Raw genomic sequence first — 13303 nt, forward strand, 5'->3', positions numbered from 1 at the left:
TTCTCCGTATGAACCTTATTCGAATCATTTATTATAAACAAATTATGCAATTCTGGGGCTTGCCATTCACTAGAATCATGCTACAATAAATGATACCATTCGGTCTCTTTTATTTCACCGGTGTGGAATAAAAATATAACTTATAGGGGGACTGCTATGAAAGAAAGCTTCCGATCCAGAAACTTTCGGCTACACGGAAGATGCTAGATAAATAATCACAAGATAGAGAGAAGGAAAATTCTATGAAGGATGCACTCCACAACACGATGATGGAGGAAAACGAAGTGCCCCTTCTTCCCCGTGAAGGCGTCATTATTACGTTGCTATGCATTACCATTGTGTTGGTCACGATGAATACGGCCATGTTTAATTTAGCTTTAAACGATTTAAGTCATTATTTTAACCTGCCGTCGTCCATCGTCTCATTGACGGTCACCGGTTATTCTATTATGTTCGCCATCTCCTCGATCACCTACAGCCGGCTGTCTGATTTTGTTCCATTGAACCGGTTGTTCGCCATTAGTCTGGTTTTGACGGGAGGCGCATCGGTTGGGGCGATGCTGAGCAATCATTTTTGGGTGCTGCTTACAGCCCGCATTTTACAAGCTGCCGGTGCCGGTGCGGCGCTCTCCCTGTCCATCGTGCTTTTGACCCGTTACGTACCGCTGGTGCGCCGGGGAAAATCGATGACGTTCATCATGTCCTCCGTGTCACTGGGGTTTGGACTAGGCCCAGTAATTGGCGGCCTTGTGGTGCAATATCTCGGTTGGAAGTATCTCTTTGCAGTCACATCCTTGCTGTTGTGTATTGCCCCGCTGCTTATGCGTTATATTCCAAAAGAGTCGCTTGCTAAACGGCCATTCGATTTGGTGGGGGCAGTGACACTAAGCGCGGGTACAGCGGGTATATTACTATTCTTAACCAACCATCATCCCATTGCTTTGTTGATCGGAATTTTGGGTCTTCTTCTCTTTACTATACGTATCCGCCGCGCGAAGCACCCGTTTGTGCTGCCTTCGTTATTAACCAATAGAACCTATCTTGTCCTTGCCTTAATCGGTGTTTTCTCCTATTTATGCAACTTTGCCACGCTCTTTTTGTTACCGCAAATGCTATTGAAGCATTTTGGTTTGAGTGCAAGTCAAGCCGGTTTTGTTGTTTTTCCTGGGGCTATTTTGTCCACGCTGCTATCAAGAACGATTGGGACGATGATCGACAAGCGGGGAAATAGCAGTATGTTGAGTACGACTCCTATGCTCATACTATTGGCGGGCGTATTGTTCGCAGGAGTGGGTACCCAATATTGGGTGGCGAATATTTTCGTGTACATGCTGATGAACTTAGGCTTTGCTATCATCAGCAGTAGTGTTTCAAACGAAATTTCGCGCATATTGCCCTCCTCTCAAATTGGATCAGGCACAGGCTTGTTTCAACTGATGCAATTTATCAGCGGATCATTCGGCCTTGCCGTGTTATCTAGCGCGTTGGAATGGCAACAACCCCTTGCGCCAGGCCATGCGTATGCAAATTTATTCTGGGGACTGGCTGTCATAGCGGTTTTGGCCAATCTGTGCGCTTTTCTGTACGTGAGACGACTATTCCAAAAAACCACGTAGCTCTCTCTTCCTATCGACTGCTCAAACAATCAAAGATGAGATAATTATGAAATATAAAAAGGATAACTTGACCCAGTGTTGTCAAGTTATCCTCAGTACAATTGAAATATGGCGATGGGCCAAATACTAATTGTATTAGGTTTATATAGCCTCGGATTGGGAAATCTCAATTTTATGTGCTTCATTTAGAGCCAAAATAATGAAGCCCAAAGGCTGCGGCAAGAACGTCGCGTCCTTGGGATGGTAAAACTCATCTCTACTTTTGCTCATTTTATACTACACATTACAAACTCCGTCAGTGCAGCTATCGTCACCATTTGATCGGTTCATTTCTTCCAATTCCTCAAGTTTCTTCTCTTCATCCCAGACCGAGTTCAGCACATTTAAGAAAACTTCCTCAGGCTGAGCACCTGACAGGGTGTATTTGTTATTAAACACGAAGAATGGCACTCCTGAAATGTTTAGCTCCTTGGCCTCGGTGATATCAGCTTTGACCGAATCTGTATAAGCATCGGATTTAAGCATTTGCGCTACGTCGCAATCATTAAGTCCCATCTCGCTGCCCAAGGAAATAAGCACGTTGTGGTCAGCAATATTCATGCGCTCTGAAAGGTATGCGCGAATAAGGCGTTCTGTTAATTCAGCCCCCTTCCCCTCTTTTGCTGCAAAATGAGCCAAACGATGCCCATCGAATGTATTCGCAATCACAACTTGATCATAATTGATTTCAAGTCCAGCCTCTTTTTTAAGCATATTAGCTACTTGTGCTTGCTTGACTTTCATTTGCTCGACACTCATTCCCTTTTCGATGGCAAGTTGCTGGGTACTAAGTGTTCTATTTTCCGCCTTCGGATCCAGTTGAAAACTGCGATACACAACTTCCACTTTATCTCCCATTGCAAACTTGCCAAGAGCATTCTCCAGTTTTCTTTTACCTATCACGCAAAAAGGACATCCAAAATCCGACCAAACATCGATTCTCATGATCAATTCCTCCAATGATTTAAATGTGTTTTCCCACAGCTAAAAACCCCAATACAGATCTTTAATATCCATAATTAAGACGCAAAAATTGTAATGCTGCTTGTTTTCCTCATGGCTGCAACCATTGTCACTCTTTTCTAAACGCTCCTGATCCTGCTCGTTACCGTCAAGCACGTGAGACCCCGCCCTGCCTCAGCTTGAAATGATTTTGGGTACATAACATTTTCAGAACTACAACTTATCTAATCCCCTCTTTCTATCGTTGTTATCATAGACCTATGATATCCATAATAAATGATACAACTCCATTTTGCAATAACTTCCCCAGATTTGAATTGCGATTAACCAACATCCAAATCATGAATTGCAAAGATGAAAGTTATTTTCAAACCATTCTTTTCTAAACAATTCTAAGTCGTTCGCGATTGCCATTAGAAACTACTGAGCACTCGAGAACTTACGAGAAGAAGTCCGATACGTTGTCGGTGACATACCCTTTCTAGCTGTGAACTGTTTGATGAAATAAGTATCATACTCAAATCCAGTAGCCCGCGCAATTTCATTAAGACTCATATCTGTGTGTGTCAAAAGATCACTCGCGACCTTCAAGCGATGAGCAAGCAAGTATCCAATCGCTGTATGCCCGCATCTCTCCTGGAACATCTTATTTAGCGTCACACGGTTCAAATGAACACACTTCGTCAACTCTTCCAATGTAATCTTTTGCGGATAATGGGTGTGAATATAGTCTAGCACTACATCGACAGGCGAATGTTCGCTATTTTGATTCAATTCCTCAAGCAGCCCCAAAATTTGAATGAGGTACTTTTTTATTCTGCACACCCAGAGATCATCACTTTGCGCCTGCACTTCCATACCAAGCACGAAGAACCATTCAAACAACAGCGGGTACGCTTTTTCCGTTACACGAGGCACTCCATGATACAGATGATTACTTTGAAAAAGGGAAAGTCCTGTTTGTATTCTTGGTCCTGAAGGAAAGTAATCCTTCGTTTCAGAAAGCGTATTGGTGTTAAGAAATTCGGGATGAAAGCTGAAGGATTGTGCGGATACGTTATTCTTTTCAAGCATATGCACATGATCGTCTTCAGCCAAGCAGAGGATGCCAGGCGCACTAATAGAAATAGGACGCTCGTTTAGTATCCCCTTTAACTTCCCAGACGTAATAAAAATCATCGTAAACCGTTCTGGGTATGGAAGAATATTAAACTCCTCCACGGCTACAAATTCTATATTCACGGTGCGTTCTTTGTGTCGGTCTACCTGCGGCATGATGATCACCTATCAAATAGTATAGTTAGTTGCTTCACTTATAACAGTGTATCATACAAGTCCAATGGATATAATAACGCTATAAATCAACACAGGGAGGAAATCATAGTGGCTATTAAACCTTTTCATATTCAGGTCTCCGATGACATTCTTAATGATCTACAATATAGGCTGCAGCACGTCCGCCTGCCAGATCAGGTAGAAGACTCCGGCTGGGAGCGAGGAACAGATTTAGTTTTTTTAAAATCACTACTTTCCTATTGGCGGGATCATTACGATTGGCGCGCACAAGAATCGAAGTTGAATCGCTTTGCCCAGTTCCACTGTGATATTGATGGGATCGAGGTCCACTTTGTGCACGAGCGTGGTAAAGGCCCTAACCCTATGCCGATTATTCTTACCCATGGATGGCCCGACAGTTACCTTCGTTATGAAAAGATTATTCCGCTCCTTACAGATCCGGCTAGCCATGAAGGTAATCCAGAGGACTCTTTCGATGTTATTGTCCCTTCATTGCCTGGATTCGGATTCTCAAGTCGCCCTACTAAGCCTGGCTTTAACAATTATAGTGTGTCCCAGTTGTGGGCTAAGCTAATGACTCAAGAATTAGGCTACACAAAATTCGCAGCTGCCGGTGGAGATATTGGCTCTGGTGTGACAAGGTATTTGGCAGCGAATGATCCTGAACTTTTATATGGCATCCATCTAACGGATGTTGGCATTATAAGAAGTCTCATGACTTCACAGGATGCAGAACTTTCTGAAGAAGAGAAGCAATATAAGAAAAATGCTTCTTCATGGTTAGCGAATGAGGGCGGTTATATATCCATGCAGTCCACCAAGCCACAGACTCTTGCTTATGGACTATCCGATTCGCCGGTAGGTGTGGCTGCTTGGATCATCGAGAAACTTCGGGCATGGAGCGATTGTAAAGGTGATCTGAGTCAGAGATACAGCAAGGATGAGTTGTTGACTCATATCATGATCTATTGGGTGACTAACACCATAGGAACATCTATACAAATGTATTACGAAAATTCACACTCCTTGCCGCCACTCGGTCACATAGAAGTTCCAACAGGGATAGCCATATTTCCCGCGGATATTGTACTGCCTCCAAAATCCTGGGCTGAGCGTAATCTGAATATTACTCGTTGGAGCACTATGCCTGCCGGCGGGCATTTTACTGCCATGGAAGAACCTGAGGCACTGGCGGACGACATTCGCGCTTTCTACAGACCTATGAGAATGAAAAATAAATAGTGATATCAAAGTATATAAAAAAGCTCTTGAATCGCCGCTAGACGAGTTCAGGAGCTTTTTTATGTAGACGCGTTTGGTAATTCACTTCATGTTACTGTGCTTTTTCCATTACCGCAAAATAATTCTGTTCATTATCTGCGAAGTTGAACACTCTGCCATTAGGAAGCTTTACAATTTCTCCAACGGTGACATTTTTGTTCTTCAGATCACTATTTAATTTATCGAAATTGTCCGTGAAGAACATAAGCGAAGGAGTTCCCAGATTCATGCCAGGATTCATTTTAGCAACGAATTCCTTGTTATGAAGAATAATACTGGTTGCTGCATCTTTTGGAGCGAGCTCAATAAATCTCACCGGGCCACTAGTTTCATCTGCAATTACCTCAAACCCTAGCTTTTCTGTCCAGAAATTTCTGGATTCATCTTGGTTATTTACATACAACATCACTTGGCCAATTTTGTTAATCATATTTGCACACTCCTTAGGTGAAATAATTTATGTCTAACCTTCTCATTCTAACATACAGGTGATAGTCGATTTATGGACTCTCTACTTCAAGGACTCCAACCGCTCTTCCAGGCGATTCCAAGTTTCAGTGATTCCTTGCAGCATGCCCATATCCATAACGGTTTTAAGCGCCTCTGCCGATGTATATTCAGCACGATTTATTAGCTTAGTCTTGCCGCCCAGATCTATAAAATCCAACGTGATAAGGGTCGATGGCAGGGACTCATTTATATTACCCTCGGCATCACAGAAGTAATCGTTGTAGATGATCTTCTCCGGCTCGACGATTTCCTCATAAACAGCTTTTGCCCACGATTCCATTCCGTAAAATGTGCCTTGATTCGGATCAACGCACTTCATACAGTAATGCCATACACCGCCTGGACGGAAATCGATGGAGCATACCGGGATCTCCCACCCTCTCGGTCCCCACCAATGCTTGATATGCTCAGCTTCCTTAAACATCTGAAATACAAGCTCACGCGGGGCATCGAATACGCGTTCCAGTACCAGGAACCGATCGTTCTCTACTCTTGACACCATATTGTTTGACATTGTTACTATCCCTCCCAATCTAATATGATTACGGCTTATCCTTATTCTGCAGTTCACGCAAGTAATTATCCAAGTTATCGAACCGTTCTTCCATAAGATGACGGAAGGACTGTACCCAAGAATCCATCGCTTGGAAGGGCTCAGGCCGGAGTGTATATATCCGACGGTTCGCGTCTATTCTCACTTCCACAATCCCGCTATCGCTAAGCACTTTCAAATGTTTCGACGCTTGTGGTTGACGTAGTCCTAATTGGTCAGCGATTTCGCCGACAGCCAGAGGACCGCTGCGCAACAATTGAACAATATTCATGCGATTCGGTTCAGCTAAAGCACTCAACGTCGTTATGTCCATTCCCGGACTTGTGCCGGACATGTTGCTCACCTCTGTATTTAATGGTTGTTATCTAACCATCTCCTTGATTTAGAGTGACTTTCAACCTGCTGATCACAATATACCTTATAACGAATATTCCCGTCAAGGAATATTGAAGATGAACGCCACAGGAATGTGATACCAGATATTTAGAAACTGGAGATCAAAGCATGGACTCATTCTCTACCCATTTCCAAATCTCATCAGGGACGAAAAAAACTCTCCTCCGCTCCGTCCGAAGACGCATGGGAAGAGAGCTCTATTAATTGTAGAACAACAAAAGTCCGATCATACAATAAGTAATTCCACATAAGCAACCCGACATAAAAGGAACGAAGGCAGTCAGCTTAAAACTCAGCTATACACGGACCTTAGCATAACGATTGGTGGGGCGCTTAAGCCCCAGATGCTCACGCAATGTGCGTCCGGTATACTCTGTGCGGAACACCCCTCTTCGCTGCAGTTCAGGGACAACCAGATTCACGAAGTCATCCAGGCCGCCCGGCAGATGGGAGAACGAGACGTTGAAGCCATCTGCTGCCCCTTTCTTGAACCACTCCTCCATGATGTCCGCGATCTGCTCCGGTGTTCCGGCAAGTGAGCGTTTGTTAGTCACCCGCTCATACAGCTGGCGAAGCGTCAGACCCTTGTCGATCAGATCGAGGATGCCCTTAAGAACGGTTTTGCTCTGATTATACTGATCGATATCCGGACGGAACGGAAGCGGCTCATCAAGCGGGTAGGATGACACATCCTGACCAAGATGATGGGAAAGAATATCGAGACCTAGCTGCGGCGGTGTCAAGCTCTCCGTAAGCGCGAGTCGCTCCCTCGCCTCTTCCTCTGTCCGGCCGATAATCGGCATAATGCCAGGCAATATTTTCAGATCATCACGACTTCTGCCGAACTTAGCCATTCTACCCTTAAGATCCTCATAGAACTGCTGACTTGCCAGCAGTCCCTCGGCTGAGTAAGAACTGACAAGTGCGAAGACCACCTCCGCTCTAGCTGCAGCCATCTCCTTACCGGCCTCCGAGGCTCCGGCTTGAACCAACACGGGGTAGCCTTGTGGAGGTCTAGCCACATTGAGCGGACCATGCACCTGAAAATGATTGCCCTTGTGCTGAAGGTTGTGTAGCTTATCCTTATCTGCGAAGTACCCGCTCTCTTTATCAAGGAGCAGAGCGTCATCTTCCCAACTGTCCCACAAGCCTTGCGTCACATCCACGAACTCCTCGGCCCTTTCATATCGATTGGTGTGGTCCAGATGTTTATCACGGCCAAAATTAAGCGCCTCCTCATCTGTTTGCGAGGTAACGACATTCCAGGCCGCCCGCCCATTACTGAGGTAATCCAGTGTCGCCAGCTTCCGAGCGATATGGTATGGCTCATTATAGGTGGTGGATATTGTCGCCGCCAGCCCGATATGCTCTGTGGCTGCGGCCAGCGCTGAGAGTAAAGTAATGGGCTCAGGACGAATGCTGTTAGCATGCCTGATGCCCGATTCGAAGCGATCCCACACATACAGCTCATCTGCATAGAAGAACAGATCGAATTTGCCGCGTTCTGCAGTCTGAACGATATTCTTATAATAGTTGAAATCAAGCAGTCCTTGGGGATTCGCGTCAGGATGCCTCCAACTGGAAATTTGCCCTCCTGCCGGGAAAAACATCATCGCCCCAAGCGTCATTTGCCGCTCTGGTTTGCTCACTTTGTTAACCTCCCTGTCATGTGTTCTTAACAGAATAACGGTTGACTGGCCGTGTCAGGCCCAGCGTATCCCGCAGCGTACCACCAGGATATTCCGTGCGGAATAGTCCCCTGCGCCGGAGTTCTGGCAACACTAGCTCTATAAAATCGTCGAGGCCTCCTGGGAGATGCGCGAATGGCATAATGAATCCATCGGCCGCCTCTTCTTTAAAATAAGTTTCCATCACATCCGCAACTTGCTCTGGTGTGCCTGCAAAGCTGTTATTGTAGATTTTTTTGAACAACTGACGCGGCGTTAGGCGCTCTTTTTCCAACAGCCGGATAACACGATCAATTCTGCTCTTGCTCTGATTGTTGTTTTCCTGGCTAGGAATAAAAGGAAGCGGCTCGTCCAGCGACAAATGAGAGATGTCCTGCCCTAAATAATGCGACAGCAGATCCCGGCATAATGCATCAGGGATCAGGTCTCCGACAATTTCAAGCTGCTCCTTGGCCTCGGCTTCTGTCCTTCCGACAATTGGTATAAATGACGGCATGATTTTCACTTCATGCGGATCTCGGCCATATTTGGACAAGCGTCCTTTTACATCCCGGTAGAACGCTTTTGCATCTTCCAATGGAACGAATGGAGAAAATATAACCTCGGCTGTTCTCGCTGCGAGTTCCTTTCCGGATTCAGAAGCACCTGCCTGAACCAGGACAGGATGGCCTTGCGGCGGACGTGATACATTAAGCGGCCCGCGAACCTTGAAAAACTCACCGGAATGATTCAGGTAGTGTACCTTCTCAGGATCAGCGAATTCTCCCGACTCCTTATTCATTACAACGCTGTCCTCTTCCCAACTGTCAAACAGGCCCAGCGTGACATCGACGAACTCGGCTGCCCGTCTATACCGCGTGCTATGCTCCAGATGCTTTTCCTTATTGAAATTTTGTGCCTCTTCATCAGCTGAAGAGGTGATTACATTCCATGCGGTTCGGCCCTTGCTAAAATGGTCCAGCGTTGCCATCTTCCGAGCGATATGATAAGGCTCGTTGTACGACGTAGAAATCGTAGGCGCCAGTCCGATATGCTTCGTAACAGATGCCAAAGCAGCCATTAACGTAATCGGCTCCGGACGGATGCTGTTTGCCCCGCGGATGCTGGAATCATAGCGATCCCAGACGTACAGATTGTCTGCATAGAAGAACAAATCGAATTTGGCGCGCTCCGCTGCTTGAACGATATTTTTATAGTAATCGAAATCCAGCATTTGCGAGGCGTCCACCTCCGGGTGCCGCCAGCTGGCAATATTCTCGCCGGAGGGATAAAACATCATCGCTCCAAGTGACATTTGACGGTTATTATTTCCCATATAAGAGCTCCTCCTAAAATACGATTTTTAATAAAGCGATTCAAACGGTCATCGAACAGATCTCTGTCATGTTACGATGACCGTTCGATTGCTACTTATCTCAACGGCAATGCTGCAAATTATCTAGCGATTATTTCAAAAATCCTTCCTGCTTCAACCATGCTTTAGCCACATCTTCCGGCTCTTTCTGCTCAGCGTCCACCTGTCTGTTCATCTCGCGAATGGCTTGAAGGGATACTTTGTTGCTCAGCTTATTAAGCACTTCTTTAAGTTCAGGATGTGCTTTCAGCGTCTCATTGCGTACGAGCGGTGCAGCATAGTAAGGAATAAAGATATGTTTATCGTCCGCCAGCGGAACGAGATTGTTCACTTCAAAAATACCTTTCGTAGCCAGGGTTATCATTACATCCGCTTCTTTACTTTTCAGAGCTTCCAGCTGTAGTGGTGGACTGGAGATACCAAGAAGCTGCTTAAACTTAAAGCCGTACGCTTCCTTAACGAGTCTATATCCGTCTGGACGGTTGGATTTTTCAATCATCGGATCTGCTGCAAAGATTAATTCGTTTGAATGCTCCGCCAATTGCGTGAGATTAGTAATTCCGTATTTATCCGCAACTTCCTTCCGTATAGCAAACGCGTACGTACTGTCAAACCCGAGCGGATCCAGCATTGTCAGATTTTCTTGCTCGTTCAGCATAGTCTTAACCTTGTTATAGACCTTCTCAGGATCACGCTCTGGCTCCTGCTTTAAAATGTTCATTAGCGCTGTGCCCGTATACTCCACATAGGCATCGACATCGCCTTTCTTAATCGCTTCCCAAAGAATATTATTATCGAGCTTCACTGTTTCTACATCAATCGAGGTATTTTCCGTCACAATCAGTTTTAGCAACTGTTGCATAACATTTGACTCGGTATTCCCTTTAGTCGCGATAACGATTTTAGAGGGCTTAGCATTACTGCACCCCGCAATAACAAGTACAATGATAGCTAATAATAGAATGCTTACCTGCTTAAACGTGCGCTTTTTCAATTTCTGAACGAATGATCTCTGAGATGTTTGCATGACTTTCTCTCCATTCTTAGATGTTTAGTTGGATTTATTCTTACGGAGCCCTTTGGGCGTTAAGAATCGATTGAGTTGCAGTAAGACGATATTGATCAGAATAACTAGCAAAGATACAGGGATGGCGCCTTCCAAAATTCGTGCAGTGTTCATATCATTAATCCCTGTCGTAATAATATCTCCAAGCCCGCCAGCAGCAATGAAGGTCCCGATAGTAGCCATACTAATCATCTGAATGGCCATTAATCTTACACCTGCCAAAATATAGCTGCGTGCAATCGGTACTTGAACCATCCATAACAGCTGCCAATTTGACATTCCCATCCCGCGACCTGCTTCAGTCAGTGCAGGACTAACAGAAGTGATACCCACATAAGTATTCTGGAGTACCGGCAAAATGCCATAGAAGGTAAGCACGATCAGGGCTGGTTTAAATCCAATGCCGAATACTGGGACCATAAAGCCGAAAAGTGCCAGGACGGGAATCGTCTGTACGGCTGAAACAACCGTAATAACAGAATTGGCTAATCTCTTATGGCGTGCAAGATAGATTCCAAACGGAATTGAAATCAGACAAGCCAGTGCCAGAGAAAGAAGAGACAACTCGATATGCTCCAACGTTTTTTCAGCAACTATTGGCCAATCCTCCTGTAGTGTGTTTCAAAAATGGTTCAAGTGACATCCCCCCATTCTTGGGCAGATGCATAGCTTTTTCTCACTTGTGCTAACTCTAAATCCATAACTCTCCTCACCTTCGAATCCTTTCTCCAAAACAAAAAGGTCTCACCTTCCCGTCGCGTTAGCTTACAGGAAAATGAGACCTCCGAATGGTATGGTCGACCTCTAAAATTATTAAATTATGATAATCAATAATCACAATTTAATATTAAATTCATTCTATAAAATTGTCAACAATTATTCTTTATTTTCTTATCGGATTTATATGTTTTTCTATATATGTTTCTGAATTTTTAATTATAGCTCTTTTTTCAGCCCAACCTTTTCACTGCTCCAGTCCCATAGCTCAACTGCACGACTGACATCGTAGGACTCTTCGGAGGAGGCAATGTCCTTCGTGCCATCCCAGTACGTTCCACTCTTCACCGATTCTTTTAATACTAACTGAGCAAGATCATTGCCGGACTGTTTGGTTGAACGAATACCTGAGCTGACGAAGCGGAACAACGGCATGATATGATTCCAGGCAAATTGCATAACAGGATTATAGTCCCTGGCTAGTGCCGAGCCTTTACCGGGCATCATACCAGGATTAAAGGCGACAACGGATACGGATGGCTTGGACTGCTGAACCCGGCGTGAGAGCTCATACGTAAAGTACAAGTTAGTAAGCTTGGAGGTCGCATAGCGAACCATTCCTTTAGAAAAATCGTTCAGATCGTGCAAGTTCTGATCCGAAGCCACAGGATCGGCCATAGTTCCCGGACTAGCGTAGCGAACGGATGTCGCAGAATTGCCCCTTGATTGGTGCGTATCACTGCTAACAACAACGATACTCCCCGGCTCCACCAGCTGATTATAAAGCAGCCGCACGAGCAAGAAATGTCCCATATGATTGACACCAAAGGTTGCTTCAAGGCCATCCGCAGTTACTTGAGTGCCCTGTACAAAAGCAGCACCGGCATTGCAGACGATAGCATGTAACGGAGGAAGATCACTCTTCGTGAATTGATCTGAGAATTGCTTAATCGACGAGAACGAGGATAAATCCAGTACCATTGCAGATATATGAGGATTACGAGTAGCCTGAATCAAGGTTTGGGCTGCTTCGTTTCCTTTTTGCTGACTGCGTGATGCGATAACGATATGCCACTCCGTTGTAGAGCTGGCAATGACTTTGGCCGTTTCAAACCCAAGCCCTGTATTGCCCCCTGTAATAATGACCGTTTTTGCAGCTGTCTGCATTTATCATTCACCTCTACTCTTCTTTTGAAGTTTTCGGGCAATTCGTACCGCTTGGATTTTCGAAAATCTCCCGAAAGTTCTGAATCTTAAATTCAATAATTTTTTGAATTTCAGACAATCTGGCAATTTCGCTTTGAATATTCCGGTTATGCTCTTCTAGCAGTGACAGTCTTCCGGGTATGGTCTCATCACCGGAACTCGTCATTTCCTGAAATTTCTTCATTTCCGCTATCGTCATTCCAGTCGCTTTCAATCGGGTTAGAAAGAGAATACTATGGATTTGTTCCCGGCTATACACCCGATGCCCATTTTTCTTCCGATCGGCATAGGGCAGCAATCCAATTTTCTCATAATAACGAATTGTATCTTCTGTCAGGCCTGTCAATTGTGCTGCTTCCTTGATGGAGGTGACAAGCTCCGGAATTTTCTGGATGAGATTAGCCCATTCAGTCTTACCAGGGAATTGGGACATTTTCGTTAATGAAGCCTCCTTATAGATCTATATCAGGGGACACTGTATCTAACCTTTTTAGAATGGCGTTGAAAAATAGTGACCTGTTAAATGTACAACTTGGAGTACACTCCAAGTCAAGCCATCCGTTCTAGCGGCTGTACTTCAATGTTCTCCTAAAATGATCTCGTTTAGTATGTAATCCC

The 13303-nt window shown here is 44.9% G+C and carries 13 protein-coding genes; 2 read left to right on the forward strand and 11 right to left on the reverse strand.

Features of this window, described 5'->3' with window-relative positions:
- Window positions 1-284: 284 nt before the first annotated feature.
- The gene (locus ACFRAM_RS00320) at window positions 285-1616 is read left to right on the forward strand and encodes an MFS transporter (RefSeq protein ID WP_379463912.1); all 1332 of its coding nucleotides are present in this window, start codon (window positions 285-287) and stop codon (window positions 1614-1616) included.
- A gap of 276 nt (window positions 1617-1892) precedes the next feature.
- Here ACFRAM_RS00320 and ACFRAM_RS00325 read toward each other — a convergent pair whose 3' ends face one another.
- Both ACFRAM_RS00325 and ACFRAM_RS00330 read right to left on the reverse strand, forming a co-directional pair.
- A complete protein-coding gene (locus ACFRAM_RS00325) occupies window positions 1893-2600 on the reverse strand; it encodes a DsbA family oxidoreductase (protein WP_379463914.1) in 708 nt (235 codons plus the stop codon).
- A 438-nt stretch (window positions 2601-3038) separates the two neighbouring features.
- Complete coding sequence (locus ACFRAM_RS00330) at window positions 3039-3893, reverse strand: helix-turn-helix domain-containing protein (RefSeq protein WP_379463916.1); 855 nt, start codon at window positions 3891-3893, stop codon at window positions 3039-3041.
- A gap of 108 nt (window positions 3894-4001) precedes the next feature.
- On the opposite strand from ACFRAM_RS00330, the gene ACFRAM_RS00335 reads away from it, so the two are divergent.
- Window positions 4002-5156: an epoxide hydrolase family protein gene (locus ACFRAM_RS00335; protein ID WP_379463918.1), complete on the forward strand. Its 1155-nt coding sequence runs from the start codon at window positions 4002-4004 to the stop codon at window positions 5154-5156.
- Window positions 5157-5247: 91 nt separating this feature from the next.
- On the opposite strand, the gene ACFRAM_RS00340 is transcribed toward ACFRAM_RS00335, so the two are convergent.
- From ACFRAM_RS00340 to ACFRAM_RS00380, 9 genes are all read right to left on the reverse strand, one after another.
- A complete protein-coding gene (locus ACFRAM_RS00340; RefSeq protein WP_379463920.1) occupies window positions 5248-5625 on the reverse strand; it encodes a VOC family protein in 378 nt (125 codons plus the stop codon).
- 81 nt (window positions 5626-5706) lie between these two features.
- The gene (locus tag ACFRAM_RS00345) at window positions 5707-6219 is read right to left on the reverse strand and encodes an SRPBCC domain-containing protein (protein WP_379463922.1); all 513 of its coding nucleotides are present in this window, start codon (window positions 6217-6219) and stop codon (window positions 5707-5709) included.
- Between the two features lie 28 nt (window positions 6220-6247).
- On the reverse strand, window positions 6248-6592 hold the full coding sequence (locus ACFRAM_RS00350) for an ArsR/SmtB family transcription factor (RefSeq protein ID WP_379463924.1): 345 nt from the start codon (window positions 6590-6592) through the stop codon (window positions 6248-6250).
- A 358-nt stretch (window positions 6593-6950) separates the two neighbouring features.
- Window positions 6951-8303 carry an LLM class flavin-dependent oxidoreductase gene (locus tag ACFRAM_RS00355; protein ID WP_379463926.1) on the reverse strand — a complete coding sequence of 451 codons (1353 nt, stop codon included), beginning with the start codon at window positions 8301-8303 and terminating at the stop codon, window positions 6951-6953.
- Between the two features lie 16 nt (window positions 8304-8319).
- Entirely contained in the window at window positions 8320-9657 is a 1338-nt protein-coding gene (locus tag ACFRAM_RS00360) for an LLM class flavin-dependent oxidoreductase (RefSeq protein ID WP_379463928.1), read from the reverse strand.
- 130 nt (window positions 9658-9787) lie between these two features.
- Window positions 9788-10723, reverse strand: coding sequence for an ABC transporter substrate-binding protein (locus ACFRAM_RS00365; protein WP_379463930.1), 936 nt, complete (start codon window positions 10721-10723; stop codon window positions 9788-9790).
- A 24-nt stretch (window positions 10724-10747) separates the two neighbouring features.
- Window positions 10748-11326, reverse strand: a complete 579-nt coding sequence (locus ACFRAM_RS00370; RefSeq protein WP_379463931.1) for an ABC transporter permease — start codon at window positions 11324-11326, stop codon at window positions 10748-10750.
- Window positions 11327-11698: 372 nt separating this feature from the next.
- Window positions 11699-12646 carry an SDR family NAD(P)-dependent oxidoreductase gene (locus ACFRAM_RS00375; protein WP_379463933.1) on the reverse strand — a complete coding sequence of 316 codons (948 nt, stop codon included), beginning with the start codon at window positions 12644-12646 and terminating at the stop codon, window positions 11699-11701.
- Window positions 12647-12659: 13 nt separating this feature from the next.
- Complete coding sequence (locus tag ACFRAM_RS00380; protein WP_379463935.1) at window positions 12660-13118, reverse strand: MerR family transcriptional regulator; 459 nt, start codon at window positions 13116-13118, stop codon at window positions 12660-12662.
- Window positions 13119-13303 lie beyond the last annotated feature (185 nt).

Origin of the sequence: Paenibacillus sp. NPDC056722, from assembly GCF_042790635.1 — a bacterium.
Classification (GTDB): Bacteria; Bacillota; Bacilli; order Paenibacillales; family Paenibacillaceae; genus Paenibacillus_AQ; species Paenibacillus_AQ agri.

Excerpts from the sequence above, each read along its gene's own strand:
- ACFRAM_RS00325 (WP_379463914.1), bottom strand. The coding sequence starts at position 2,600 with ATGAGAATCGATGTTTGGTCGGATTTTGGATGTCCTTTTTGCGTGATA.
- ACFRAM_RS00330 (WP_379463916.1), bottom strand. The coding sequence starts at position 3,893 with ATGCCGCAGGTAGACCGACACAAAGAACGCACCGTGAATATAGAATTT.
- ACFRAM_RS00340 (WP_379463920.1), bottom strand. The coding sequence starts at position 5,625 with ATGATTAACAAAATTGGCCAAGTGATGTTGTATGTAAATAACCAAGAT.
- ACFRAM_RS00345 (WP_379463922.1), bottom strand. The coding sequence starts at position 6,219 with ATGTCAAACAATATGGTGTCAAGAGTAGAGAACGATCGGTTCCTGGTA.
- ACFRAM_RS00350 (WP_379463924.1), bottom strand. The coding sequence starts at position 6,592 with ATGTCCGGCACAAGTCCGGGAATGGACATAACGACGTTGAGTGCTTTA.
- ACFRAM_RS00360 (WP_379463928.1), bottom strand. The coding sequence starts at position 9,657 with ATGGGAAATAATAACCGTCAAATGTCACTTGGAGCGATGATGTTTTAT.
- ACFRAM_RS00365 (WP_379463930.1), bottom strand. The coding sequence starts at position 10,723 with ATGCAAACATCTCAGAGATCATTCGTTCAGAAATTGAAAAAGCGCACG.
- ACFRAM_RS00375 (WP_379463933.1), bottom strand. The coding sequence starts at position 12,646 with ATGCAGACAGCTGCAAAAACGGTCATTATTACAGGGGGCAATACAGGG.
- ACFRAM_RS00380 (WP_379463935.1), bottom strand. The coding sequence starts at position 13,118 with ATGTCCCAATTCCCTGGTAAGACTGAATGGGCTAATCTCATCCAGAAA.